Genomic DNA, 23,300 nt, shown 5'->3' on the forward strand with positions numbered 1-23,300 from the left:
GCGGAACGACGACGCTTCCGAGCCGACGCGAAACGACATCGAGGACATCCATGAAACGACACGCCGCACACCTCCCGACTCCGGACGGCGTCGACGCCCTGATCGGGGTGAACTTCTGGTCGCGCACCGGCGGGCCCCTCATGTGGCGGGACTACGACGGCGATGTCGTCGCGCAGGAGCTCGAACAGCTCCGCGCCCACGGCATCACCCACACTCGCAGTTTCCTCTACTGGCCGGACTTCCACCCGGAGCCCGATCGTCTGTCCGAGGAGATGCTCGCCCACTTGGCCGACTTCCTCCAGCGGCATGTCGACGCGGGGATGTGGACGATCCCGACGTTCCTGGTCGGGCACATGTCCGCGCAGAACTGGGATCCGGTCTGGCGCGACGGGCGGGACGTCTTCTCCGACGTGTGGTTCGTCGGTCGTCAGGCGTGGTACATCCGCGAGGTCGTCTCCCGCTTCGCCGGTAGCCCGGCGATCGACGGCTGGCTCCTGACGAACGAGGTCCCGATCTACGCGGACTGGCGATCGCGGGGCATCGACACCATCGACGCCGAGGCGGTCACCGCCTGGGCGCAGCTCCTCATCGATGCGGTGCGGGCCGGGGGAGGGACGCAGCCGGTCTCCGTCGGCGAGGGGGCCTGGGGCGTCGAGATCACCGGGAACGACAACGGCTTCCGAGTCCGCGAACTCGAACCGCTCATCGACTTCTTCGGCCCGCACGTCTACCGCATGGAGGACGACCCCGTGCGGCAGCACCTCGGTGCGGCCTTCATCTGCGAGCTGTTGGACCTCGGCGGCAAACCGGTCGTGATGGAGGAGTTCGGGGTGACCTCGGACTACGTCGACGACGAGAACGCCGCGCACTACTACCGTCAGGTCCTGCACTCCACGCTGCTCGCCGGGGCGACGGCGTGGATCCCCTGGAACAACGTCGACTACGACGCGTTCTCGGACCGTGAGCCGTACAACCATCACCCCTTCGAGATGCACTTCGGACTCATCACCGACCAGGGGGTCCCGAAGGCGCAGCTGCTCGAGGTCCGCGACTTCGCCGCCATGCTCGGCGAACTCGACTTCGCCGGACTCGGACGGCCGGACACGCGCGTTGGATTGCTCGTGTCGTCCTTCCTCGAATCGCCCTACGCGTTCACTGCACGGGAGGATGGCCCGACCGTGTTCCAGGTCGCGCGACAGGCCTACGTCGCGGCACGAACGGCCGATCTGCCCGTCGGTGTCGTCCGCGAACTCGACGGACTCCCCGACGACCTCGATCTGATCATCGTCCCGTCGACCAAAGCGCTGCTCGCCCCGACCTGGGCGGAGCTGGAACGGCGAGCCTCGGCCGGAGCGACCGTCTACGCGTCCTACTTCAACGGGGTGCATGCGAATCAGCGCGGCTCGTGGTGGCCGAAGCTCGACGACCTCTTCGGGGTCCGCAAACGCCTGCGGTACGGCCTCATCGAGCCTGTCGTCGACGACACCGTCACCCTCGAGTTCCAGGTGGACTTCGGCGACATCCCCAGCGGTGCGATCCTCACCTTCGCCGTCGGCGGCACCGTCGACGGTCGTTCCCACCTGCCGGTCGAACCGGTCGACGCCGAGGTCGTCGCGACGGACCGGGCCGGCCGGCCGGCGCTGCTGCGGCGCCGGGTCGGCGCGGGCTCGATGATCCTCTCGACCTATCCGGTCGAGTACTTCGCGTCCGCGGTCCCGCGGGTGAATCCGGAACCGACGTGGGAACTCTACGCCGCGCTCGCGGTCGAAGCCGGTGCGTCGCCCGAAGTCCGGGTTTCGGACCCTGCGGTGATGACGGGCGTCATGGAGCATCGGGACGGTCGTCGCTTCGTGTGGTTCCTGAGCCAGACCGACCAGGCGACCACCTGCACCCCCGTCACGGACGGTGTCCTGTCGGAACTGGGAGGCGGAACCGTCACCGGCCCGGTGGACCTTCCGCCGTTCGGGGTCGTCGTCTACGCCCTCGACGCCGACGACCGATGACTCAGCGGGTGAGCGCCGGCCCGTGACCCGGGGCGATCGTGCCCTGCAGCACGAGTGACGCAGCGCCGATCGCCGCCGCATCACGCGGGTTGGCGGAGAGTTCGACGACGATCTGGTGGGCTCGCCGGGCGAAGAATCGCTGTTCGAGGCGTTCGCGGATCGCTCGTGCGTAGAGCGAACCGGCGACCGCCATGCCGGGGCCGGCGAGGACGAGTCGATCGAGGTCGAGCAGGTTCGCGAGGGTCACGGTGGCCACGGCGACCCGGTCGGCCGAGAACCGGATGAGGTCGAGTGCCACCTCGTGACCGCTGACGGCGGCTCGGGCGAGCTGGTCGAAGTCGCGGCTGAGCGTCTCCGGCACGAAACCGAGACCGAGGTCGTCGAGGCGGTCCCGCATCGCCTCGGCCGCCGCCATCACGGCCGCAGGGGCAGCGTAGCGCTCCAGGCATCCGCGGTTGCCGCAGTGGCAGGGGACACCGTCGACCTCGATGCTGATGTGGCCGAGCTCGCCGGCGTTCGAGCTCGACCCACGGTACAGCGCGCCGCCCAGCACCATGCCCGCGCCGATCCCCGTACCCATGTAGACGCAGGCGAAGGCCTCCGTGCGCGACACCTGACGGCTCCAGAACTCCCCGATGGCCGCCGCAGCGGCGTCGTTGTCGACGACCACCGGGACGTCGAGACGCTCCTGCAACGCCTGCTGGAGTGGGAAGTCGTCCCAGCGAACGAGTGTCGGTGGCCCGAGCAGCACGCCTCCGAGCTGGGCGATCGGACCCGGGGCGACGACGGCGACGCCCGCGATCGCCGGTGGCGCGAGCCCGACACCGGCGACGAAGTCGCGGTAGAGCGTGACGAGCCGGTCGGTCACCTGCTCCGGCGTGGCCGCACCCGCCCCGTCGACGAGCTGACGACCGACGACACCGCCACGGACGTCGGTGGCGACGAGCGTGATCGACTCGAACCCGAGCTGGATCCCGACGCCGTACTTGGCGCTCGCGTTGATCTCGAGGAGGGTCCGCGGTTTGCCGCCTCGGGGAGCGGCCCGGCCGGTCTCGCGGACGAGTCCGTCCTCGATGAGGCGACGGACGATGTTGGAGATCGACGGCTGGGTCAGGCCGGTCGCCTCGGTGAGCTCCGTGCGGCTGATCGTGCCGGCGGAGCGGATGAGGTCGACGATGAGCGCCTGGCTGCCGGGGCCCGACTGTACGGACTCACGTCTGGCCAACTGTCCCTCCCGCCGATGGTCGAGCGCGTAGTGTGAGGGCCACACGACCACTCCTCACGAAAGGCCGCGTCCCGATGGGTCTCGATGCCGAACAGACTATCGCGCAGCCCCGGCCGATCGGCCTCACGCTGTTCCGGGCCTCGGAGATCTATGGGGCGGAGCCGTTCTACCACGAGCTCATTGCGGGCATCGATCGCGTCGTCCGTCCGCACGGCCTGTCGGTGTTGCTCCGCGTCCTGCCGACGCGGGAGGAAGAGCTGCTGCAGCTCGGGCGCTGGCAGCAGGACGGCACGGTGAGTGCCGTCATCCTCGTGGACCTCATCGACGACGACGAGCGGGTCGCCTTCGTCGAGCGGTCCGGGATCCCGGCGATCGTGATCGGTGCGCCGACGACGGCGCAGGGACTTCCGGCGGTCTGGACCAACGACGCGGTCACGATGCACGAGGCCGTCGACCACTTCGTCTCGCTCGGGCACCGACGGCTCGCGCATGTCACGGGTCCGCGCGAACTGACCCACACGCTCTCCCGGATGGAGGCGTTCACCCTCGCGTCCGACCTCCCGGACGTGGACACGGTCTCGATCGGCGGCGACTACTCCCGAGCGTCCGGCCTGCAGGCCATGCAGGCACTCCTCGCCCGGGATCCGAGGCCGACGGCGGTCGTCTTCGACAGCGACGTGATGGCGCTCGGTGGCCTGCAGGCCGTGCAGGAGGCGGGGCTGCGCGTGCCCGACGACCTCTCGATCGTCGCGTGGGACGATTCGGCGCAGTGCCAGCTGTCCGATCCGCCGATGTCGGCGCTCAGTCACGATGTGCAGCGCATCGGAGAGATGGCGGGCGAGGAGTTGCTCGAGCTGTTGGCGGGTCGCGCGGGCACCACGCGGGAGGCTCCACACGCCGTGGTCATCGAGCGCTCCACCTCGGGCTCGGCCCCGGCCGTCTGACGGTCGGGGGCGGCTCCGGGCACGGTTTCCCGTGATCGATTTGTTATATAAATTAATAATGTTTACTCTTGACGGGTGTTGGACGGCCGACGATGCTGGACAGCGAGCGACGAGGCGACCCGGCCCTTCGCCCCCGAACGAAGGAGTTCCCATGTCCCGGAGACCGATCATCGGCCTCGCCGCAACGGCTGCGGCCGCGGCACTCGTCCTCAGCGGCTGCTCCGGCGGAGCCGCCAACGACGACGGCGACCCCAGCGGCGAGATCACCGTCCTCACCAACCGCACCGACCTCGTCGACACCACGTTCAAGGACTACGCTGCCGAGTTCGAGAAGCAGTACCCCGGCACCACCGTGAAGTTCGAAGCGCTGACGGACTACGAGGGCGACGCCAAGATCCGCCTCAACTCGAAGGACTACGGCGACGTCCTGCTCATCCCCTCGTCGAACGTCACGAAGGACCAGTACGCGAACTTCTTCGAGCCGCTCGGCAGCACCGAGGAGCAGTCCAAGACCTACCGCTTCGCGAACGAGGCCTCGTTCGACGGCACGGCCTACGGCGTCTCGACCTTCGGGTCGGCCATGGGCTACGTCTTCAACCGCGACGTGTGGACGAAGGCCGGCATCACCGAGCCGCCCGCCACCGAGGAGGAGTACCTCGCCGCACTCGAGAAGATCAAGGCCACCGGTTCGATCCCGTACTACACGAACTACAAGGACGGCTGGCCGCTCGCGACGCTCGAGGGCAACCTCGGCGCCACGCAGGGCCCGAAGGTCCGCACGGAGATGATCGCCACCGACAGTCCCTGGACCGAGGGAAACGACCAGTACGACATCGACGGTCTCCTCTTCGACACCGTCGCCGCCGGCTTGAGCGAGCCCGACCCCACCACCACCAACTGGGAGGAGTCGAAGAACCTCCTCGCCTCCGGTGAGATCAGCTCGATGGTCCTCGGTTCCTGGGCCGTCTCGCAGATGCAGGACGCCGCCGAGAAGGCCGGCGAATCCCGCGACGTGATCGGCTTCTGGCCCATGCCATGGAAGACCGACGAGGGCTTCACCTCCGTCACCGCCTCCGACAAGTTCCTGGCGGTCAGCAAGTACTCCAAGAACAAGGCCACCGCGAAGGCGTGGATCGACTGGTTCACGAACAAGTCCGGCTTCGCCGCCAGCCAGGGTGCCATCAGCCCCGTCATCAGCGACCCGGCACCCGACACGCTGGCCGACTTCGCCGACCTGGGCGTCACCTACCTGGAGCTTGCTCCGGACCCGGTGGGCAAGGAGGCCGTGATCAACGACATCGCGAACGCCGCTGAGATCGACCTCTTCGGCAACACCTACCGCCAGAAGCTCATCGACGTCGCCCGCGGCGCAGCCGACGGCGACAAGGAGAGCGCATTCGCCGACCTCAACAAGCGCTGGGCTGCCGCCCGCGCCGACGTCGCCGAGTAGCACCCACCCGACCGACACCCGGGCCCGGCCCCACGGCGGGCCCGGGTGTCCTCCACCCCACCCAGCGAAGCGAAGGCAACGAACATGGTCACAGTCCAGGGAGCGTCACCCGCCACCCGAGCGGTGGTGACGAACCATCCACGCCGGGCGCGCATGCTGCGACCGGGGAGACCGCCGAAGTCGACGGGGTCACGCGTCACCCCCTGGCTCTTCCTCGTGGTGCCGCTCGCCTTCCTGATCGTGCTCACCTACGTGCCGGTCGCGAACATGTTCTGGTACAGCCTCACCTCGTGGGACGGACTCGAGCCCGAGCAGGAGTTCGTCGGCATCGACAACTTCGTCCAGATCTTCACGAAGCCCGAGATCTTCCAGGTCTTCTTCGTCAGCCTGTACTACCTCGTCGGAGCCGTCGCCCAGCTCGTCCTGGCGCTGTACCTCGCCACGCTGCTGAGCTTCCGGACCCGCTTCAAGAACCTCTTCAAGGGTGTCATCTTCTTCCCCTACCTCATCAACGGGGTCGCGATCGGGCTGGTCTTCCTCTACTTCCTCCGCCCCGGCGGCACGCTCGACGCCCTCCTCGCGGCGGTCGGCGTCCAGGACACCCCGCAGTGGCTCGGCGACCCGTCATTCGTGAACGCATCGCTGGCAGCGACGTCCGTCTGGCGGTACATGGGCCTCAACTTCGTGCTCTTCCTCGGCGCCATCCAGTCGGTGCCGTCGGAGCAGTACGAGGCCGCCGACCTCGACGGTGCCAACTCGTGGCACAAGTTCCGGTTCATCATCCTGCCGAGCATCCGTCGGATCCTCGGCCTCTCGTTCATCCTGGCGATCGCCGGAGCCCTGTCCGCCTTCGAGATGCCGTACATCATGACCGGCGGCGCGAACGGCTCCGAGACCTTCGTGATCCAGACCGTGAACACGGCGTTCAAGTTCTCGAAGGTCGGTCTGGCGTCGGCGATGGCCGTCGTCCTGCTGCTGATCGTCCTGATCATCACCTTCGTCCAACGCCGGGTCTTCCCCGACGAGAAGGGAGGCGAGTCGTGACCGCCACCACCGACCGACCGGTCTCCGCGTCCGCTCCCGAGCCCCGTACCCCGTTGCGGCGGACGAGGCGCGGGCCGAAGCGTCCACAGGGCGCCGCCGCCCTCACCGCGACGACGATCAAGTACGCCTCGCTCATCATCGCGAGCCTCTTCGCCGTCGTCCCCCTCGCCACGATCTTCATGCTCGCGTTCAAGACCGACCGCGAGCAGCGGACGACCGGCCCGCTCACGCCGCCGTCGAACTGGTTCAACCTCGACAACTTCGTCGTCGCGTTCGATCAGGGTGGCATGGTCACCGGCTTCCTCAACACCGCGATCATCCTGCTCGTGTCCGTCGCCGGGACGATCCTGATCGGCACCATGTCGGCCTACGCGCTCGACCGGTTCCGCTTCCGCGGGCGGAAGCTCGTCATGGGCCTGTTCCTCCTGGCGACGCTCGTACCCTCGGTGACGACCCAGGTCGCCACGTTCCAGGTCGTGTCCGCGCTCGAGCTGTTCAACACCCGCGGCGCCGCGATCCTGCTCTTCATGGGGACCGACATCGTCGCGATCTACATCTTCCTGCAGTTCATGCAGTCGATCCCCGTCTCCCTCGACGAGGCGGCGATGCTCGACGGCGCGAACCGGTTCACGATCTACTGGCGCATCATCCTGCCGCTGCTGAAGCCCGCCGTCGCGACGGTCGTGATCATCAAGGGCATCGCCATCTACAACGAGTTCTACATCCCCTTCCTGTACATGCCGTCGCAGGATCTGGGGGTGATCTCCACCTCGCTGTTCCGGTTCATGGGACCGTTCGGCGCGCAGTGGCAGATCATCGCGGCCGGGACGATCCTCGTGATCATCCCGACGCTCGTCGCCTTCCTCTTCCTGCAGCGATACATCTACAACGGCCTGACCTCTGGAGCAACCAAGTGAGCATCATCGACACCACCACCGTCCGTCCTCTGACCTCCCGCCTCCTGCACGAGGGGTGGAGTCTGCGAGCGGTCGGCGGAGCCGTCCCGGATGCCTTCGTCGGGACCAGCGTGCCGGCCACGGTTCCCGGCCTCGTGCACACCGACCTCATTGACGCGGGGCTCATCCCCGACCCGTTCCTCGACCGCAACGAGCACCTCGTGACGTGGATCGGGTCGACGGACTGGGAGTACCGCAGCGCCTTCGAGTGGGCGCCCGACGGACACGACCGCCACGACCTCGTCTTCGAGGGGCTCGACACCGTCGCGAGGGTGACGTTGAACGGTTCGGTCGTCGCGACCACCCGGAACCAGCACCGCACCTACCGCATCGACGTCGGCGCCGTCCTGCTCGAGGGCGAGAACGAACTCGTCGTGCACTTCGCCTCGCCCGTCGCCGCGGCCGACCTGGCCAGCCTCGAGATCGGCTACCGCCCGCACACCTACTCCCACCCGTTCAACGCCATCCGCAAGGCCGCCTGCAACTTCGGTTGGGACTGGGGGCTCGACGCAGCCTCCTCCGGACTGTGGAAGCCCGTGAGCCTGCAGTCGTGGTCGACGGCCCGGCTCGCCTCGGTGCGTCCGGTCGTGACCGTCGACGGCGACGAGGGTCGGGTGGCCGTACACGTCGACGTGGAACGCGCCGGCGACGGTGACACGGCACTCGCGCTCACCGCCACGGTCGCCGGTGCGAACGCCGACGTCGTTCTCGCGGCCGGTGCAGACACCGCCGTGGTCGAGCTCTCCGTCGCGGATGCCGAACTCTGGTGGCCGCGTGGGTACGGCGAGCAGCCGCTGTACGACCTCGACGTCGTGCTGCACCAGGACGAGGCCCGCCTCGGCGAGTGGTCGAAGCGGATCGGGTTCCGGACCGTCGCCGTCGAACTCGAACCCGACGCGGAGGGCACCTCGTTCCGTTTCGTCGTCAACGGCGAGGCCGTCTGGGTCCGTGGCGCCAACTGGATCCCCGATGATGCCTTCGTGACCCGCGTCGACCGGGCACGGCTCGCGCGCCGCATGGACCAGGCCGAGTTCGCGAACCTCAACCTGCTCCGCATCTGGGGTGGCGGCTACTACGAGTCCGACGACTTCTACGAGCTCTGCGACGAGCGCGGGATCATGGTCTGGCAGGACTTCCTCTTCGCCTGCGCGGCCTATGCCGAGGAGGAGCCGCTGTGGAGCGAGGTCGAGGCGGAGGCGCGCGACAACATCACGCGCATCATGCCGCACGCGAGCCTCGTGCTGTGGAACGGCAACAACGAGAACATCTGGGGCTTCGAGGAGTGGGGCTGGGAGAAGCGGGTCCAGGGTCGCACCTGGGGGATGGGCTACTACCTCGACCTGCTGCCGCGGCTCGTCGCCGAGCTCGACCCGGCCGGCAACTACACCGCGGGCAGCCCCTGGTCGGGCACGCCGGACATCCCGGCCAACGACCCCGACCACGGCTCCGTACACCTGTGGGAGCTGTGGAACCGCGTCGACTACCCCGCATACCGCGACGTCTCGCCGCGCTTCGTCGCCGAGTTCGGCTGGCAGGGGCCGGCGACGTGGTCGACGATCGAACGGGCCATCTCGGACTCGCCGCTCACGCCCGAGTCGCCCGGGATGATCCACCACCAGAAGGCGACCGACGGCAACGACAAGCTGACGGACGGACTCGTCGCGCACCTGCCCCTGCCTGACGACACCGAGGACTGGCACTGGGCGATGTCGCTCAACCAGGCCAACGCGGTGACCGTCGCGATCGAGCACTTCCGCTCGTGGAGCCCGCGCTGCATGGGATCGATCGTGTGGCAACTGAACGACTGCTGGCCCGTCACCTCGTGGGCGGCCGTCGACGGCGACGAGCGTGCGAAGCCGTTGCTGTACGCGCTCAAGCACGTTTATGCCGACCGACTCGTGACCGTCCAGCCGCGTGGGGAATCCCTCGTGGTCGCCGTCCTCAACGACGGGCCCGACGCCTGGGCCGACGACCTCGTCATCCGGCGGCTGCGGTTCGACGGGACCGAACTCGCGTCCGCGCGCGTCCCGGTCGACCTCGACCGACGCTCGTCGACGCTCGTCGAGATCCCCCAATCGGTCGCCGTCGCAGGCACCGCGACCGAGGAACTCCTCGTCGCCACACTCGGGGCGGAGCGCGGGTTCTGGTCCTTCGCCGAGGCGCGCGACTCCGCGATCCCCGCTCCCCGGTACCGCGCCGACGTCGCCCGGGTGGACGACGGCTACGCCGTGACCGTCACGGCCGAATCGTTCCTGCGCGACCTGACGCTGCTCGTCGACAAGGTGGATCCGGCCGCAGTCGTCGACGACCAGCTCGTGACCCTGCTGCCCGGTGAGCGCGTCACGTTCCACGTGCGGACTGCGATGGAGCTCGGCGAGGACGAGCTCCTCTCGACCCGGGTGGTGCGCACCGCGAACCAGCTCGTCGAGGACTGGGCACGGTGACCCTGGCGGACCTGACCGGGGAACGCGACTCGCCGGGGTCGATCGCGCTCGCGGTCGACCTCGGCGGCACCAAGGTGGAGGCGGCACTCGTCACCGAGGAAGGCGTCGTGGTCGACGGCAGCGTGCACCGGGCGCCGACGGGGTCCGGTGCGGGGCGCCGCGCGCTGGAGGAGGCCGTCGACCGGGTCGTGCTCGCCTCCATCGCGCACCTGCCGGACGGGTCCGCGCTCGTCGGCGTCGGCATCGGCTCGGCAGGACCGGTCGACCTCGAACTCGGGACGGTCAGCCCGAAGAACCTCCCGCAACTGCACGGCTTCGACCTCCGAGCGCACGTCTCCCGGTTACTGCCGCTGGTCCCCGTCGTCGTCCGCCTCGACGGCACCTGCATCGCCCTCGCGGAACACTGGCTCGGAGCCACTCGAGGCACCGCCAATTCGATGGCGATGATCGTCTCGACCGGTGTCGGCGGTGGGATCATCCTGCACGGACGGCTGATCGCCGGCCGGAGCGGCAACGCCGGTCACATCGGTCAGGTGCAGATCGCCTCGCGTCCGCCGGGGGAGTCGGCCGACGACGCGACGCTCGAGCGCATCGCCTCCGGACCGCGGAGTGTCGCCTGGGCGCGGACCCACGGCTGGGACGGGCACACCGGCGAGGAACTCGCCGTCGACGCCGCGGCCGGTGACCCCGTCGCGCGGTCCGCCGTCGTCCGTTCGGCCACCGCGGTCGGACAGGCGATCGCGAGTGCCGCGACCCTCCTCGACCTCGAAGCGGTCGCCGTCGGCGGGGGGTTCACCGCCGTCAGCACCGACTACCTCGACCTCGTCCGTGCCGCGGTGCAGGACGCCATCGTCCTCGACTACGCGGCCGGTGTGGTCGTCACCGGTTCCGCCCTCGACGGCGCGGGTCCGATCCTCGGCGCCGCGGCCCTGATCCACCGACCGGAGGCGCTCGGCCTCCCACCGCTCGATCCGATGCACCATCCCAGACGAAGGAGCCTGGCACGATGAACCGCACCCCCGACCCCCGCCCACCACGACGTGACCCGGGCCGCCGCCTGGCAGCCGGTCTGCTCGCCGCGGCCCTCACCGCCGCGCTGTCACCGGCGCTCGCCGCACCGGCCGCCGCCGCCCCGACCGACTGGACCTCGCTCAACACCTCGTTCGTCGAGCGTGACGGTGCGCGTCTCGTGCTCGACGGCGAGACCTTCCGGTTCAGCGGCCCGAACATCTACTGGCTCGGTCTCGACGAGAACGTGGGCGGGGTCGACTATCCGACGGCCTTCCGTATCGCCGACACCCTCGACGCGGCGGCGCGGATGGGTTCGACCGTCGTCCGGACCCACATGATGACCTCGACGGGCCAGGACGGGGCGAACCCGTTGGCGATCATGCCGAGCCTCGGGCAGATGAACGAGGAGGCGTTCGCGACGATCGACTTCGCCATCGCGTACGCCGGGAAGCTCGGTATCCGGCTCGTCCTCCCGCTCACCGACGAGTGGGAGTACTACCACGGCGGGCACCGCGACTTCACGACCCCCTACGGGCTGACGTCGGCCGACTTTTACACCGACGAGCGGCCGATCGCCGCCTATCAGGCCTACGTCGACGCGATCCTGCGGCGGACGAACGCGCTGACCGGCGTCCGGTACACCGAGGACCCGACGGTCATGGCGTGGGAACTCGGGAACGAGTTGGAGGGCATGACCGCGCCGTGGATCGAGCGGCAGGTCGCGTTCATCAAGGAACGCGCTCCGCAGCAGCTCGTCGCGGCCGGTCGGCGCTTCGACATCGACTCGGACACCCTCTCGGCGCCCGGACTCGACATCGTCGACGTGCACTACTACCCGCCGACCGTCGCCCGCGTCTCCGCGGACGCCGCCACGGTCACCGCCGCGGGCAAGGTCTACCTGGCCGGCGAGTACGCCTCCACAGCTGCGAGCCCGGCGCTGCTCGAACCGCTCGTCGCCGACCCGAACGTGACCGGCATGCTGTTCTGGTCACTGTTCGGCAACAACGATCGTGGTGGACTCGTCCCGCACGACGACGGGTTCACGATCCATGCACCCGGTGCGACCGACGCCGAGCGCGCCCGGGTCTCCGCGATCGCCGCCTATGCCGCCGCGATCGGTGCCGTGCCGGCTGCTCCCGCCGTCGGGACACCGCTCATCACGGCGGTCGACCGCGCGGACGGCATCAACACCGTCCGGTGGCGTGGGGCCGGCGGTGCGGTGTCCTACCGCATCGAGCGGACGATCGACGGGACGAGCTGGACGCCGGTCGAGACCGGAGCACTGGCAGCCGACGCCGGATCCGCCACGGACTTCGCCTCCCCGGTCGGTGCCGTCTACCGAGTCGTCGCGCTCGACGCGGCCGGCGCGGTGGCCTCGGTCTCCGACCAGGTCGCGACCGAGGCGGACACCCGCGTGCTCGTGGACCCGCTCGAGTCCTGGCTCCTCACCGAGGCGCACGACGGGGCGAACATCACCCCACGAGCGGACGGGACCCGTGTGGTCGCCGCGGACGACGGAGCCAGCGTCACCTGGAAGCAGGACCGACTCTCAGCGGCGTCGTTCCTCGTCTCCGGGTCGACCGTGGTCGAGTCCAGCCCCGACGGTTCGACGTGGGAGACCGCAGCGACCGAGGTCGGCGTCGGCGGCGCGGTGGTCGCACGCGATCTGGTCGGCCCGTACCTGCGGGTGACCCTCGCGGCCGGTGCGGAGTTGTCGCGGGCCACCATCTGGTCGGCGGTCGACGCCCCGAGCGGACCACCGGCGGCGTTCGCGTCGATCTCGCCCGCGGCCGGCACCGTCGACGTGACCGCGACCCCGACCTTCACCTGGGAGCCGTCGGTCGGAGCGGCGTACTACCGCTTGACGCTCGCGCAGCAAGCGGACCTCGGGAACCCGGTCGTGGTCGTCGACGGCATCGGCACCACCTCCATCACCCCGACGGTCTCCCTCACGCCGGGCCAGCGGTACTGGTGGTCGGTCGCCGCGGTCAACGGCGCCGGGACGACCGCCTCGAGCACGGGGGCGGCGTACTTCCTCATGAAGACCCTCCCGAGTGAGTCGATCGTCGTCGACGACTTCGAGTCGTACGCCGACGACGCCGCGCTGCAGGCCGCCTACGTGCGGAACACCGGCGGTGGGGCGATCACCCCGACGCTCGCGACGAACCCCGACACCGGCTCGCAAGCGATGACGGCGGCGTACGACCTCGCCGGTCCCGGGTACGCCGGGATCGTCCGCACCTTCCAGACACCGCAGGACTGGTGGGGCCACACGGGGCTCGTATTCTGGGTGCAGGGGACGCCGGGCGACGACGTCACCGTCCAGTTCGTGACGCACGGGACCTACTGGGAGACGGTCGCGCCGATCGAGCGCGAGGGGTGGCAACGCGTCGCGATCCCGTTCTCGGACTTCGCCTCGCCCGCTTGGGCCGGCGAGGCCGCGTTCGACCCCACGTCCGTCACCCAGCTCGGGTTCTACCTCGGCGGCGAAGGGGCAGGCACGCTGCTCGTCGACGACGTCGCCACGACGGTCGCCGCGGTGGAGCCGGAACCGGGGACGGGGCAACCGGGGACGGGACAGCCGGGGGCAGGGCAGCCCGGCACGGCGGGCGACACCGGAACCGGCGCGCCGGCAAGCGACCTCGCCCGCACCGGACTGGAAGCCGCGCCGTGGATCGTCGTCGCGCTCGCGCTGGCCGCGACGGGTGGTCTGCTGCTGATCCGCGCCCGGCGGCGGGCGCACTGACCGTCGACCCGGCGGCGGGATACCACCCGCTGCCGGGTCACCGCCAGACTGGACCCATGATCACCATCCACCTCCGCTACCAGATCGACCCCGAGCAGCTCGACACGTTCACCGAGTACGGGCGGCGATGGATCCGTCTCGTGAACCGGCTCGGTGGCGACCACCACGGCTACTTCCTCCCCGCGGAGGGCGACAACGACGAGGCGTTCGCGCTGTTCAGCTTCCCCTCACTCGCCGCCTACGAGCAGTACCGCATCGCCGCGGCGACGGACCCGGAGTGCATCGAGGCGTACGAGCTCGTTCGGGGCACCGGTTGCATCGTCCGCTTCGAGCGGCGCTTCCAGACGCCGCTCTTCGGCGATGAGATGGACGGGGAGGGGCAGGCGTGACCGTCCCGACCGTCGACACCTCGAAGCTCGCGGAGCTCGACACCCTCGTGACGCCGAGGCTCCGGCTGGTGCCTCTCGGCCCGGCGCACCTCGAACCGACCCTGCGCGGCCTGGCCGACCCGGAGACGCTCCGCCTCACGGGCACGCGTGGCCCGATTCCGCGTGAGGCGGTCGAGCGTCACCTCGCGACCATCGGCGGGCAGGACGACCGGGCCGACTGGGCCGTCACCGCGATCGACTCCGGTGCGTATCTCGGCGAGGTGGTGCTCAACGAGCTCGACGAGGACAACGCGTCGATGAACTTCAGGATCGCGTTGGCTCCCGGGCGGACCGGACAGGGGTTCGGGACCGAGGCCACGACGGCGGTCCTCGACCACGCGTTCGCCCTCATCGGCCTGCACCGGGTCGTCCTCGACGTCTACTCGTTCAATCCGAGGGCCGAACGGTCCTACGTCAAGGCCGGGTTCGTCGTCGAAGGGCGTCAGCGTCACACACTCCGCTGGGACGGCGCATGGGTCGACTCGATCCTGATGTCGGTGCTCTCGACCGACGACCGCCGGTCCGGCACGGACGGCTGAACCTCAGCGACCCTCAGTAGGGCGCGCGGAACGTCAGGGTGAACCGGGTCGGCGCGTCCTCGGTGAGGAGGGACCCGTTCAGGAGTTCGGCGCGTTCGCTCAGGCCGACGAGGCCGTGGCCCGCGGACGACCACGAGCTGTCGGACGACCGCGCGGGGCGGTCGTTACGGATGGTCACGGTGACCTCGTCGGCGGAGGCTTCGGCGCGCACATCGACCGCGGCCCCCGGCGCATGCTTGCGCGCGTTCGTCAGCCCCTCCTGCACCGTCCGGTAGATCGCCCGCTGCACGGGTGCGGGGAGACCGTCCGGCAACTCGATGGCGGAGGTGACGGCGATCCCGCTGTCCGCGATCAACCGGTCGAGGTCGTCGACCGTCGGTTGTGGGGCCAGTGGCGCATGTCCGGTCTCCGCGCGCAGCAGCGTCACCATGTCCCGCAGCTCGTCGAGCGTGCGCGACGCGAGCGACCGGATCGTCACGGCCATCCGCTTCGTCCCGGGTTCCTCGGTCTGCATCTGGATCGCGCCCGCCTGGACGGCGATCAGACTGACCTGGTGGGAGACGACGTCGTGCATCTCCCGGGCGATGCGCGAGCGCTCCTCGACGAGGACGTCGGAGGCGATGCGCGCCCGCTCGCTGCGTCGGATCTGTTCGAGGTCGCGGACACGGTCGAACAGTTCGCGGCGGGTGCGGACGAGCAGGCCGAAGGCGATCGGCGCCGCCGCGTAGAGCGCGGCGTACACGATGGAGAGGATCGTGTAGTCGGGTGACGTCCACCCCCACCACGGCACCGCGGCGAGGACGAAGACCACGGCGCCGGTCGTGACGAGCCGCCAGCGTCGTCGCTCCCGCACCGAGACGGAGAACAGCGACGCCAACCCGGCCAGGGTGGCGAGGTTGAGGGTGAAGGCAGGCACGGCGAGGAGGAGCGACAGCCACGGCCAGCGTCGTCGGAAGACGAGGCCGACGGCAGCGGCGATCGCCAGGCCGGACTCCCAGGGCGTCGCCCACCCGAGCGTCGTCAGGCTCTCGACGGTCGCCGCCGCGATGAGGGCGAGTTCGAGGAGGACCGACCAGAGTCGGGAGCGCCGCTTCATCGCGGGGCCGCCTCGTCGCCGTGGACTCCGGCGCGCTCGGCGATGATGGCGGCTTCGAGTCGCGTCGTCACCTCGAGTTTGCCGAGGATCGCGCTCACGTGGTCTTTCACGGTCGCGCGGCTGAGGTGCAGCGCCTCGCCGATCTCGGTGTTGGACGCACCGGTTCGGAGCGCCGCGAGCACGTCCTGTTCGCGGCCCGTCAGCCCCGACAATCGCTTCGCCGCCTCGCGGTCGGCGGTGCGGGCGAACCCGCCGACGAGCGTCCGGGACACCTGCGGGGAGAGCACGATGCCGCCCGCGGAGAGGGATCGCAGCAGCATGGGGAGCTGCTCCGGGTCCGTGTCCTTCACGAGGAATCCCGCGGCGCCGCTGCGGAGGGCGCGAGCGATGTAGTCGTCGGAGTCGAAGGTGGTCAGGATCGCGACGACGGGCGGGTCGTCCCAGGTCTGCAGTTCATCGAGGATGTCGAGCCCGTTGCGCCCGGGCATGCGGACGTCCAGGAGGACGACGTCGGGACGGCTCGAGCGGATCGCCTCCACGGCGTCGATCCCGTCGACCGAGGCGACGACCTCGATGTCCTCGACGGCACCCAGGATGAGTTCGAATCCGGACCGTACCAACGCCTCGTCGTCGACGATGGCCACTCCGATCACGGTGTCCTCCTCAGCTCGACTCTCACCCTACGAGTCCCGGCAGGCGGCCATGACGCACGACCGCTGGAACCCGCCAGGTGGCGGGGGTGGAATAGCCCGCAGCAGGATGCGGATCGTGCCCGCCGAGGCGGAGACTGAATCGCCCCGGTGACGTGAGTGTCACTCGGAGCATCGACATCGAGGGTGTCGATCGAACGTCCGGGGGAAACACGATGCGGGAACAGTCATGACACGAGTGCGCGTGGAGCAGCGGATCCCGCTGTCGAAGCCGTTCCGCGCGGCCGGTGAGCTCGAACAGCTCGAACGCGTCCTCGCCTCCGACCACGTCCACGGCGACGGTGTCTTCACCGCGTCGGCGTCCGAACGCCTTCGACACCTCACGGGCGCGCCGCACGCGCTCCTGACCACCTCGGGCACCCATGCGCTCGAGATGATGACCCGCCTGATCGGCGTCGGTCCCGGCGACGAGGTCATCCTGCCGACCTTCACCTTCCCGTCGGCCGCGAACGCGGTCGTCCTCGCCGGTGCGACGCCCGTCTTCGTCGACAGCGACCCGGTGACGGGCAACCTGGACCCGCAGCACGTCGCCGACGCCATCGGACCCCGCACGCGGGCGATCTCGATCATGCACTACGGCGGCGTCCCGGTGGACGTGCCGGCGTTCCAACAGCTCACGGCCGAGCACGGGCTGCACCTGCTCGAGGACAACGCGCACGGCCTCGGGGTCGCGGGCGACGGTGTCCGCCTCGGCACGGTCGGAGCGATGGCCGCCCAGAGCTTCCACGACACGAAGAACGTGCACTGCGGCGAGGGCGGCGCCCTGCTCATCTCCGACGAGACCGTCCTGCTCCGAGCCGAGATCATGCGGGAGAAGGGGACCGATCGCGCACAGTTCCTCCGCGGGCAGGTCGACAAGTACAGCTGGGCGGACCTCGGGTCGAGCTACCTGCCGAGCGAGCTCAACGCCGCCGTCCTCGACGCCCAGCTCCGCGACTTCGACGTCATCCAGACGCATCGGCATCGCATCTGGGACCGCTACGCGGCCGAACTCGCCGAGTGGGCGCACGATCGCGGCGTGACGCTCATGGACCCGCCCGGTGGTGTGCACGCCGCACACCTGTTCTTCCTCCAGCTGCCGGACGCGCAGGTGCAACAGGAGTTCCTGCGGCACCTCCAGGCGCACGGTGTCGGAGCCGCCTTCCACTACGTGCCGCTGCACTCGAGCGCGGCAGGCCGGCGCTACGGCAGAGTGGTCACCGAGCCGCAGCACGCGGTCCGGTTCGCCGAGCGTCTCGTCCGGCTCCCGTTGTGGCCCGCCATGACGGACGACGAGGTGGACCGCGTCATCACAGCGGTCCGCTCATTCGGACCGGTGACACCAGTGACACCAGCAACACCCACCGCGCCTGCGGTGACGGCATCGACGGGACGGGACTCCACATGGGCATGATCGGACAGGGGCTCCGGGCCATCCGCGGCGAGGGCGTCCGATCGACGCTCTGGCGCGCCGCGCACTTCGCCGACGGACGGTTCAACCCGATGCGGCGCAAGCCGACGGACCTGTACCCGAGCGACGCCATCGCCGCCGACTGGACGGTTCCGCGGAACTTCAACGCCGCCGAGTTCCCGGAGCGTCCCTACGACGTGGCGTGGTTGATCTCACCGCCGAGTCGGACCTCGGGCGGCCACCAGAACGCCTTCCGGTTCATGGAGTTCCTCGAGCGGGCCGGTCACCGGCTCACGATCCACCTGTACCAGGCCTCGGCGCAGCCCGCGGTCGACATCCCCGGGATCCGGGCGATGATGGCTGCGAGCAGTGCGTACCCGGAGCTGCAGGCCGACATCGTCCGATACGACCCCACGACCGGCATCGCGCCGGGTGCGGACGTCATCGTCTCCTCGGACTGGCAGACGGCCTACCCCGCGTTCCGCTACGAGGGGCCGGCCAAGCGGTTCTCCTTCGTGCAGGACTTCGAGCCGTGGTTCTACCCGGCGAGCAGCGAGTACGTCCTCGCGGAGAACACCTACCGGTTCGGGTTCCACGGCTTCTCCGCCGGGCCGTGGCTCGCGCAGAAGGTCGCGGACGAGTACGGGATGAGCTGCGACCACTTCGACTACTCGGTCGACAAGCAGCACTATTCGCACGTGAACGACGCGCCCCGCACGGAGATCCTGTTCTACGCCCGCCCGCCGACGCCCCGTCGCGGCTGGGAGATCGGCGAGCTCGCGCTGACCGAGTTCCACCGCCTGCGCCCCGACATCACGATCAACCTCGTCGGCTGGGACATGTCGGGATACGAGACCGAGTTCCCGTTCGTCAACCGGTCGGCGATGGACATCTCGGAGCTCAACGCGGTCTACAACCGCTGCGCCGCAGGCCTCGTCCTCTCGCTGACCGACATGTCCCTGTTGCCGCTCGAGATCATGTCCTCCGGCGTCGTGCCCGTCGTCAACGACAGCCCGAACACGACCGGCGTCCTCGACAGCGAGCACATCGAATACGTCCCGTTGTCGCCCGCGGCCATCGCCCGTCGCCTCGTCGACATCGTCGAGCGGCCCGATGCGGTCGAGCACGCGAAACGGATCTCGGCGTCGATCACCGCCGCAGACTGGTCCGACCCCGGCACGCAGTTCGTGGCGCAGTTCGAGCGGGCGATGCGCACGTCGATCTGACGCGCGTCCGCCGGGTCAGCCCGCTGCGACCGGTCAGCCCGCCCGCACCTGTCGGCCGCGCGAGTCGATGTCGGGCACGGTGGCGGCGGTGCCCGCTTCCCGTGAGCCGAGGGCCGCGAGCGCGTACTCGACCGCCTCCCGTACGCTCAAGCCGCTCGCAGTGAGGGCGTTCAACTGCTCGATGGCCTCCGGGTCGACGATGACGACCGAGACGGGCGACTCGGGCCCCGCCTCGCCCACGGCGGACCCGGCTCGAGCCCGACGGGTGGCGAGTCCGTGCGCGATCCACGCCCGGTTCCGCTCGACGTCGATCTTCAACAACCGTTTGTTGTTCCGGACCCGTTCGGCGACGAGTCTGCCCTCGTGGATGTCGGAGTACACCTGCCAGCGCGGGTAGAGCAGCCGGGTCGCGAGATCGGACGGTCGCAGGGGGACCGGGAGGTCGTCGATGAAGTCCTGCAGCACGGCCTCGGCGAGCACCTCGCGGAGCGGGTGCCGCATCAGGGCTTCGTCGTGAGCGTTCGGGAACGGCAGCGTCATGGAGATCCGGTGGTCAGAGGTCGGGTGGGTTCCAGTGTCGCTCCGGGTCCTGCGCCCCGGGTGGACTTCACCTCGAAACCACCCCGGAACCAACCCCTGCAAGCCGTTGACCGTGCCGATGTCGTTCTCATCGCACGGACCTGATCGGCAGCACGGCGAGTCCGCCCAGGACGGCGAACACGATCGCCGCGAGATACAGGGCGTGGTAGTTCTCCCCGCCACCGAGCGCGAGCAGGGGGACGGCGACGATCGGTACGAGCAGCTGTGGGAGCTGATAGGAGAGGGAGACGATGCCGAGGTCCTTGCCGGCTTCGTCGAACGACGGCAACACCTCCGTCATGAGGGCGATGTCGACGGACACGTAGGCCCCTTGCGCCGCTCCGACGATGAAGATGCCGATGAGGAACACGGTGACGTCGGGGGAGATGATCGCGACCCCGAGCCCGGCGGCGCTCAGGAGGCTGGAGACGAGCACGATCGGTTTCCGTCGCCCGGTCCGGTCGGAGATCCAGCCGAACAGGACCGTCATGACGATGTTCCCGACCGTGAAGATGATGAGCGCGTTCGCCTGGACGCCCGAGGCCTGCTCCTTCGGGATGCCCAACTGGTCGATGATGAAGAACAACAGGTAGATCGATACCGAGACGATCGACATCGTCACGAGCAGGCGGCAGGCCCACGCCCAGAAGAAGTCGCGATAGCGCACGGGGTTCAGCCAGTAGGTGGACAGGACGTCGGCGAGGCGCAGCGGCGGTGCAGGGACCGTCCGCACGATGTCCCGGAGTCCGAACACGAGCGCGGTGCTCAGGACGCCGCCGATCAGGCCCGGGACGACGAACCAGGTCCACCGAGCGTCATTGGGGAGAGCGGCGACGATCTGCGCGCCGACGATCAGGGCGAGCCCGCCCGAGACGCTGGCGGCGGCCGCGACACGCGCCCGGATCCGCGCCGGGATCTGATCGGCGAGCAGCGCGTGCACCGCCATGTTCGTCGCACCGAAGCCGAGCTGCACGATGCTCCACCCCAGGATCGTCACCGCGAGGCTGTCACCCGTCGCCAGGATCGCGACCCCGCCGAGCGCCACGACCGCTCCGCCGAGCATCCACGGCCGCCGCATCCCGAAGCGCGAACGCGAACGGTCGGACAGCCGGCCGAACAGCGGCGTGATGATCATGATGACGACGCCGCCGACCGCCGCGACGATCGAGAGGTTCGTCCCTTTCGTCGCGTCGTCGAGGAACGCGAGGGCCTTGGGGATCGACGCCCCGCTGATGGTGCCGAGCGCCAGCGTGACCCCGAACCAGGCCAGGACGAACAGCGGCAAGAAGCCGCGCGCCTGCGGTGACCCGGGGACGGCGTCCGGATCGACCGCCGCGACGGGGACGGCGTCACCGATGCGCGGCTCCGGCTCGGCGGGCCCTGTGGACGGACCGGAGGGTGGGGTGTGAGCTGACATCATCGTCTCCTCGGCTGGATCGGTTCGGGCACGAGCAGGTTCGTCCCGTAGGCCTCACGGAGCGCGGTGGCCTGGACCGCCTGCCACTCCCTCGCCCCCGCCATGACGGCCGTGAGACCACCCGACGCATGGACGTGGCCGCGCCCGATCCACGTCATCGTCGGGACCCCCGCCTCCACGAGTCGGCGTCCGTACGCCAAACCCGCGTCGCGGAGCGGGTCGTGCTCGGCGACCTGGATCAGCGTGGGTGGTAGGCCCGAGAGGTCGTCGGCCTCGAGCGGGGAGGCATAGGCGTCCGCCGCCCGCGCACCGCCGAGGTAGAGCGGCACGAGCGCCTCCGCGTCGTCCAGCCCGAATCCGCGCGCGTACCGGGTGGCGGAGTCGCCTGACGGGGTCAGCGACACCGCGGGGACCTCGAGTGCCTGATGGACGAGCAGGAGGTCACCCGAGTCACGCAGGCGGAGGACGGCGCTCGCCGCGATCCCGCCACCGGCAGAGTTGCCGGCGATGCCCAGGCGGCCGGGGTCGACGTCGAAACGGCTCGGGCCCGCTTCGCTCGTCAGGACCCGCAGCGCGTGGATGGTGTCCTCAACGGCTGCCGGGTACGGGTGCTCGGGTGCGAGCCGGTACCCGAGCGCGATGATCTGGATCTCGGCGGCGAGGGCACGGGCGGCGAGGAGACGGTCGTTCAGGAGCTCGTGGATCGTGCCGGACGTGAAGCCGCCGCCGTGCAGCGCGAGTTGGGTCGGCGCCGGAGCGGGGAGACCGTCCGGGCGGTACCGGCGGAGCTCGAGTGGGCCGGCCGGTCCGTCGATCCAGCTCGTGGTGATGTCGACCGACGGTGGCGCGGGTGCGGTGAACTCCTCCGCCAGGAGGTCGGAGAGCCGCCGCGCCGCCTGCCGACGGAGGGCCAGATCCGAGGAGCGGAGTGTCGGCAGGTGTTCCACGTGTTCCTCGATCCGCGCCGCCCAAGCGAGGATCGCGGGATCCAGTCGGAGCTCCTCCACGGAGGTCACCGCGAGGCCTCCGTCGGCTCGCGGAGCGGCGCACCGTACGTCGCCGGTTCCTCGTGCAGCGTCCGCAGGGTCGTGATGACGTCGCGGTGCAGGTGGTCCGCCGCCGGGACGTGCCCGGTCAGCCCGCCGGAGGTGTGCGTCTGCCCGATGTACCGGACGCAGCTCACCGGCACGCCGGCCTCGCTCAGCACGCGGGCGTAGGCCTCGCCGTCGCCGCGGAGCGGGTCCATCTCCGCCGTGTAGATGACGGCCGGCGGCAGATCCCGGTGGTCGGTCGCGAGGAGTGGCGACGCGTACGGTTCGCGCTGCGTCGCCCGGTCCGGCCCCACATACTGCCGCACGAGCTGGCGCGCGAGGCGACGCAGGATGGCGCCCGGGACCTGCGTGATCCCCCGGGCGTCGAGGTGTCCACGGGTCAGGTCGAGCGACGGAGCCTCGAGCAGCTGCAACCGGATCGGTCGCTTGGCACGGTCGCGGTTCATGAGGGTCACGGCGGCGGCGAGGTTGCCGCCGGAGGACGCGCCGCCGATCGCGAGCCGGCCTGGGTCGCCGCCGAGTGAACGCGCGTGCTCGGCCGCCCACTCGAACACGGACCAGCACTGCTCCGGTTGTGCGGGGTAGCGGACCTCCGGGGCCAACGAGTACTCGCCGGCGACGATGATGACACCGGCCTCCCTGGCGCGACGACGGAACCCGGCGTCCCAACCGATCCAGTCGATCCCGGCGATCGTGAAGCCGCCGCCGAAGAAGTACACGAGGACGGGCCGACCACCGGATGCGCCGTCGGCCAGGGCGGGGAGTCGCTGCTGGTCGGGCCAGTAGACGCGGAGCCGTGCGTCCGGGTGGCCGGGCACCGGGACGGTGTGGTCCTCGGTCGCCGCCACGAGGGTCTCGGTGCCGAGCGCCTCGCAGGACACCCGGTCGAAGGCCGCCGCGTGTGCTCGCCGCCCGGCGGGATCCTTCGGCTCGGGCGTCTGCAGCGCTGCCAGACGCCGTGTGACCGCCGTGACGAACGCGTCGACGGTGGGTTTGCTCCGAGCCATGGTGTTCCTCCCATCCCGGCACCGATGCCGTGT

The 23,300-nt window shown here is 69.9% G+C and carries 19 protein-coding genes; 12 read left to right on the top strand and 7 right to left on the bottom strand.

Going from position 1 to position 23,300, the window contains the following annotated elements; all coding sequences use genetic code 11:
- The first annotated feature begins 50 nt into the window (after positions 1-50).
- Positions 51-2,003, top strand: a complete 1,953-nt coding sequence (locus tag QRN19_RS17460) for a cellulase family glycosylhydrolase (protein ID WP_285028495.1) — start codon at positions 51-53, stop codon at positions 2,001-2,003.
- Position 2,004: 1 nt separating this feature from the next.
- Here QRN19_RS17460 and QRN19_RS17465 read toward each other — a convergent pair whose 3' ends face one another.
- Positions 2,005-3,273 carry an ROK family transcriptional regulator gene (locus QRN19_RS17465; protein WP_285028496.1) on the bottom strand — a complete coding sequence of 423 codons (1,269 nt, stop codon included), beginning with the start codon at positions 3,271-3,273 and terminating at the stop codon, positions 2,005-2,007.
- Positions 3,274-3,302: 29 nt separating this feature from the next.
- Between QRN19_RS17465 and QRN19_RS17470 the strand changes: the two genes are divergently transcribed.
- The 9 genes from QRN19_RS17470 (at position 3,303) to QRN19_RS17510 (ending at position 14,790) form a co-directional block, all read left to right on the top strand.
- Positions 3,303-4,172, top strand: a complete 870-nt coding sequence (locus tag QRN19_RS17470) for a LacI family DNA-binding transcriptional regulator (protein ID WP_285028497.1) — start codon at positions 3,303-3,305, stop codon at positions 4,170-4,172.
- A 151-nt stretch (positions 4,173-4,323) separates the two neighbouring features.
- Positions 4,324-5,622 (top strand): ABC transporter substrate-binding protein, encoded by a 1,299-nt coding sequence (locus QRN19_RS17475; RefSeq protein WP_285028498.1) that lies wholly within the window; start codon positions 4,324-4,326, stop codon positions 5,620-5,622.
- Between the two features lie 84 nt (positions 5,623-5,706).
- The gene (locus QRN19_RS17480) at positions 5,707-6,666 is read left to right on the top strand and encodes a carbohydrate ABC transporter permease (RefSeq protein ID WP_350224048.1); all 960 of its coding nucleotides are present in this window, start codon (positions 5,707-5,709) and stop codon (positions 6,664-6,666) included.
- A complete protein-coding gene (locus QRN19_RS17485; protein ID WP_502928328.1) occupies positions 6,663-7,583 on the top strand; it encodes a carbohydrate ABC transporter permease in 921 nt (306 codons plus the stop codon). The genes QRN19_RS17480 and QRN19_RS17485 overlap by 4 nt, the downstream gene beginning before the upstream one ends.
- Positions 7,580-10,066, top strand: a complete 2,487-nt coding sequence (locus tag QRN19_RS17490; RefSeq protein ID WP_285028499.1) for a glycoside hydrolase family 2 protein — start codon at positions 7,580-7,582, stop codon at positions 10,064-10,066. The genes QRN19_RS17485 and QRN19_RS17490 overlap by 4 nt, the downstream gene beginning before the upstream one ends.
- Complete coding sequence (locus QRN19_RS17495; RefSeq protein ID WP_285028500.1) at positions 10,063-11,076, top strand: ROK family protein; 1,014 nt, start codon at positions 10,063-10,065, stop codon at positions 11,074-11,076. The genes QRN19_RS17490 and QRN19_RS17495 overlap by 4 nt, the downstream gene beginning before the upstream one ends.
- Positions 11,073-13,823, top strand: coding sequence for a carbohydrate binding domain-containing protein (locus QRN19_RS17500; protein WP_285028501.1), 2,751 nt, complete (start codon positions 11,073-11,075; stop codon positions 13,821-13,823). The genes QRN19_RS17495 and QRN19_RS17500 overlap by 4 nt, the downstream gene beginning before the upstream one ends.
- Before the next feature lie 56 nt (positions 13,824-13,879).
- Positions 13,880-14,212: an NIPSNAP family protein gene (locus QRN19_RS17505; protein ID WP_285028502.1), complete on the top strand. Its 333-nt coding sequence runs from the start codon at positions 13,880-13,882 to the stop codon at positions 14,210-14,212.
- Positions 14,209-14,790, top strand: a complete 582-nt coding sequence (locus tag QRN19_RS17510; RefSeq protein ID WP_285028503.1) for a GNAT family N-acetyltransferase — start codon at positions 14,209-14,211, stop codon at positions 14,788-14,790. The genes QRN19_RS17505 and QRN19_RS17510 overlap by 4 nt, the downstream gene beginning before the upstream one ends.
- A gap of 13 nt (positions 14,791-14,803) precedes the next feature.
- Here QRN19_RS17510 and QRN19_RS17515 read toward each other — a convergent pair whose 3' ends face one another.
- Both QRN19_RS17515 and QRN19_RS17520 read right to left on the bottom strand, forming a co-directional pair.
- The gene (locus QRN19_RS17515; protein ID WP_285028504.1) at positions 14,804-15,886 is read right to left on the bottom strand and encodes a sensor histidine kinase; all 1,083 of its coding nucleotides are present in this window, start codon (positions 15,884-15,886) and stop codon (positions 14,804-14,806) included.
- Positions 15,883-16,539 (bottom strand): response regulator, encoded by a 657-nt coding sequence (locus QRN19_RS17520; protein ID WP_285028505.1) that lies wholly within the window; start codon positions 16,537-16,539, stop codon positions 15,883-15,885. Before QRN19_RS17520 ends, QRN19_RS17515 begins: the two co-directional genes overlap by 4 nt.
- 226 nt (positions 16,540-16,765) lie before the next feature.
- Here QRN19_RS17520 and rffA point away from each other — a divergent pair, with 226 nt between their 5' ends.
- Together rffA and QRN19_RS17530 are read left to right on the top strand one after the other, a co-directional pair.
- On the top strand, positions 16,766-17,989 hold the full coding sequence (rffA, locus tag QRN19_RS17525; protein ID WP_285028506.1) for a dTDP-4-amino-4,6-dideoxygalactose transaminase: 1,224 nt from the start codon (positions 16,766-16,768) through the stop codon (positions 17,987-17,989).
- Positions 17,980-19,212 carry a rhamnosyltransferase WsaF family glycosyltransferase gene (locus tag QRN19_RS17530; protein ID WP_285028507.1) on the top strand — a complete coding sequence of 411 codons (1,233 nt, stop codon included), beginning with the start codon at positions 17,980-17,982 and terminating at the stop codon, positions 19,210-19,212. The genes rffA and QRN19_RS17530 overlap by 10 nt, the downstream gene beginning before the upstream one ends.
- 33 nt (positions 19,213-19,245) lie before the next feature.
- Here the strand turns inward: QRN19_RS17530 and QRN19_RS17535 are convergent, their stop codons facing one another.
- From QRN19_RS17535 to QRN19_RS17550, 4 genes are all read right to left on the bottom strand, one after another.
- Positions 19,246-19,752 (bottom strand): hypothetical protein, encoded by a 507-nt coding sequence (locus QRN19_RS17535; RefSeq protein WP_285028508.1) that lies wholly within the window; start codon positions 19,750-19,752, stop codon positions 19,246-19,248.
- 127 nt (positions 19,753-19,879) lie between these two features.
- Positions 19,880-21,208 (bottom strand): MFS transporter, encoded by a 1,329-nt coding sequence (locus tag QRN19_RS17540; protein WP_285028509.1) that lies wholly within the window; start codon positions 21,206-21,208, stop codon positions 19,880-19,882.
- The gene (locus QRN19_RS17545; RefSeq protein ID WP_285028510.1) at positions 21,208-22,224 is read right to left on the bottom strand and encodes an alpha/beta hydrolase; all 1,017 of its coding nucleotides are present in this window, start codon (positions 22,222-22,224) and stop codon (positions 21,208-21,210) included. Before QRN19_RS17545 ends, QRN19_RS17540 begins: the two co-directional genes overlap by 1 nt.
- The gene (locus tag QRN19_RS17550) at positions 22,221-23,267 is read right to left on the bottom strand and encodes an alpha/beta hydrolase (protein ID WP_285028511.1); all 1,047 of its coding nucleotides are present in this window, start codon (positions 23,265-23,267) and stop codon (positions 22,221-22,223) included. The genes QRN19_RS17545 and QRN19_RS17550 overlap by 4 nt, the downstream gene beginning before the upstream one ends.
- Positions 23,268-23,300 lie beyond the last annotated feature (33 nt).

Origin of the sequence: Plantibacter sp. ME-Dv--P-122b (assembly GCF_030209375.1) — a bacterium.
GTDB lineage: Bacteria > Actinomycetota > Actinomycetes > Actinomycetales > Microbacteriaceae > Plantibacter.

Coding starts and splice junctions, on each gene's coding strand:
- QRN19_RS17480 (WP_350224048.1), top strand. CDS start 5,707: ATGGTCACAGTCCAGGGAGCGTCACCCGCCACCCGAGCGGTGGTGACG.
- QRN19_RS17475 (WP_285028498.1), top strand. CDS start 4,324: ATGTCCCGGAGACCGATCATCGGCCTCGCCGCAACGGCTGCGGCCGCG.
- QRN19_RS17550 (WP_285028511.1), bottom strand. CDS start 23,267: ATGGCTCGGAGCAAACCCACCGTCGACGCGTTCGTCACGGCGGTCACA.
- QRN19_RS17535 (WP_285028508.1), bottom strand. CDS start 19,752: ATGACGCTGCCGTTCCCGAACGCTCACGACGAAGCCCTGATGCGGCAC.
- QRN19_RS17515 (WP_285028504.1), bottom strand. CDS start 15,886: ATGAAGCGGCGCTCCCGACTCTGGTCGGTCCTCCTCGAACTCGCCCTC.
- QRN19_RS17540 (WP_285028509.1), bottom strand. CDS start 21,208: ATGTCAGCTCACACCCCACCCTCCGGTCCGTCCACAGGGCCCGCCGAG.
- rffA (WP_285028506.1), top strand. CDS start 16,766: ATGACACGAGTGCGCGTGGAGCAGCGGATCCCGCTGTCGAAGCCGTTC.
- QRN19_RS17460 (WP_285028495.1), top strand. CDS start 51: ATGAAACGACACGCCGCACACCTCCCGACTCCGGACGGCGTCGACGCC.
- QRN19_RS17530 (WP_285028507.1), top strand. CDS start 17,980: ATGGGCATGATCGGACAGGGGCTCCGGGCCATCCGCGGCGAGGGCGTC.
- QRN19_RS17470 (WP_285028497.1), top strand. CDS start 3,303: ATGGGTCTCGATGCCGAACAGACTATCGCGCAGCCCCGGCCGATCGGC.
- QRN19_RS17505 (WP_285028502.1), top strand. CDS start 13,880: ATGATCACCATCCACCTCCGCTACCAGATCGACCCCGAGCAGCTCGAC.
- QRN19_RS17500 (WP_285028501.1), top strand. CDS start 11,073: ATGAACCGCACCCCCGACCCCCGCCCACCACGACGTGACCCGGGCCGC.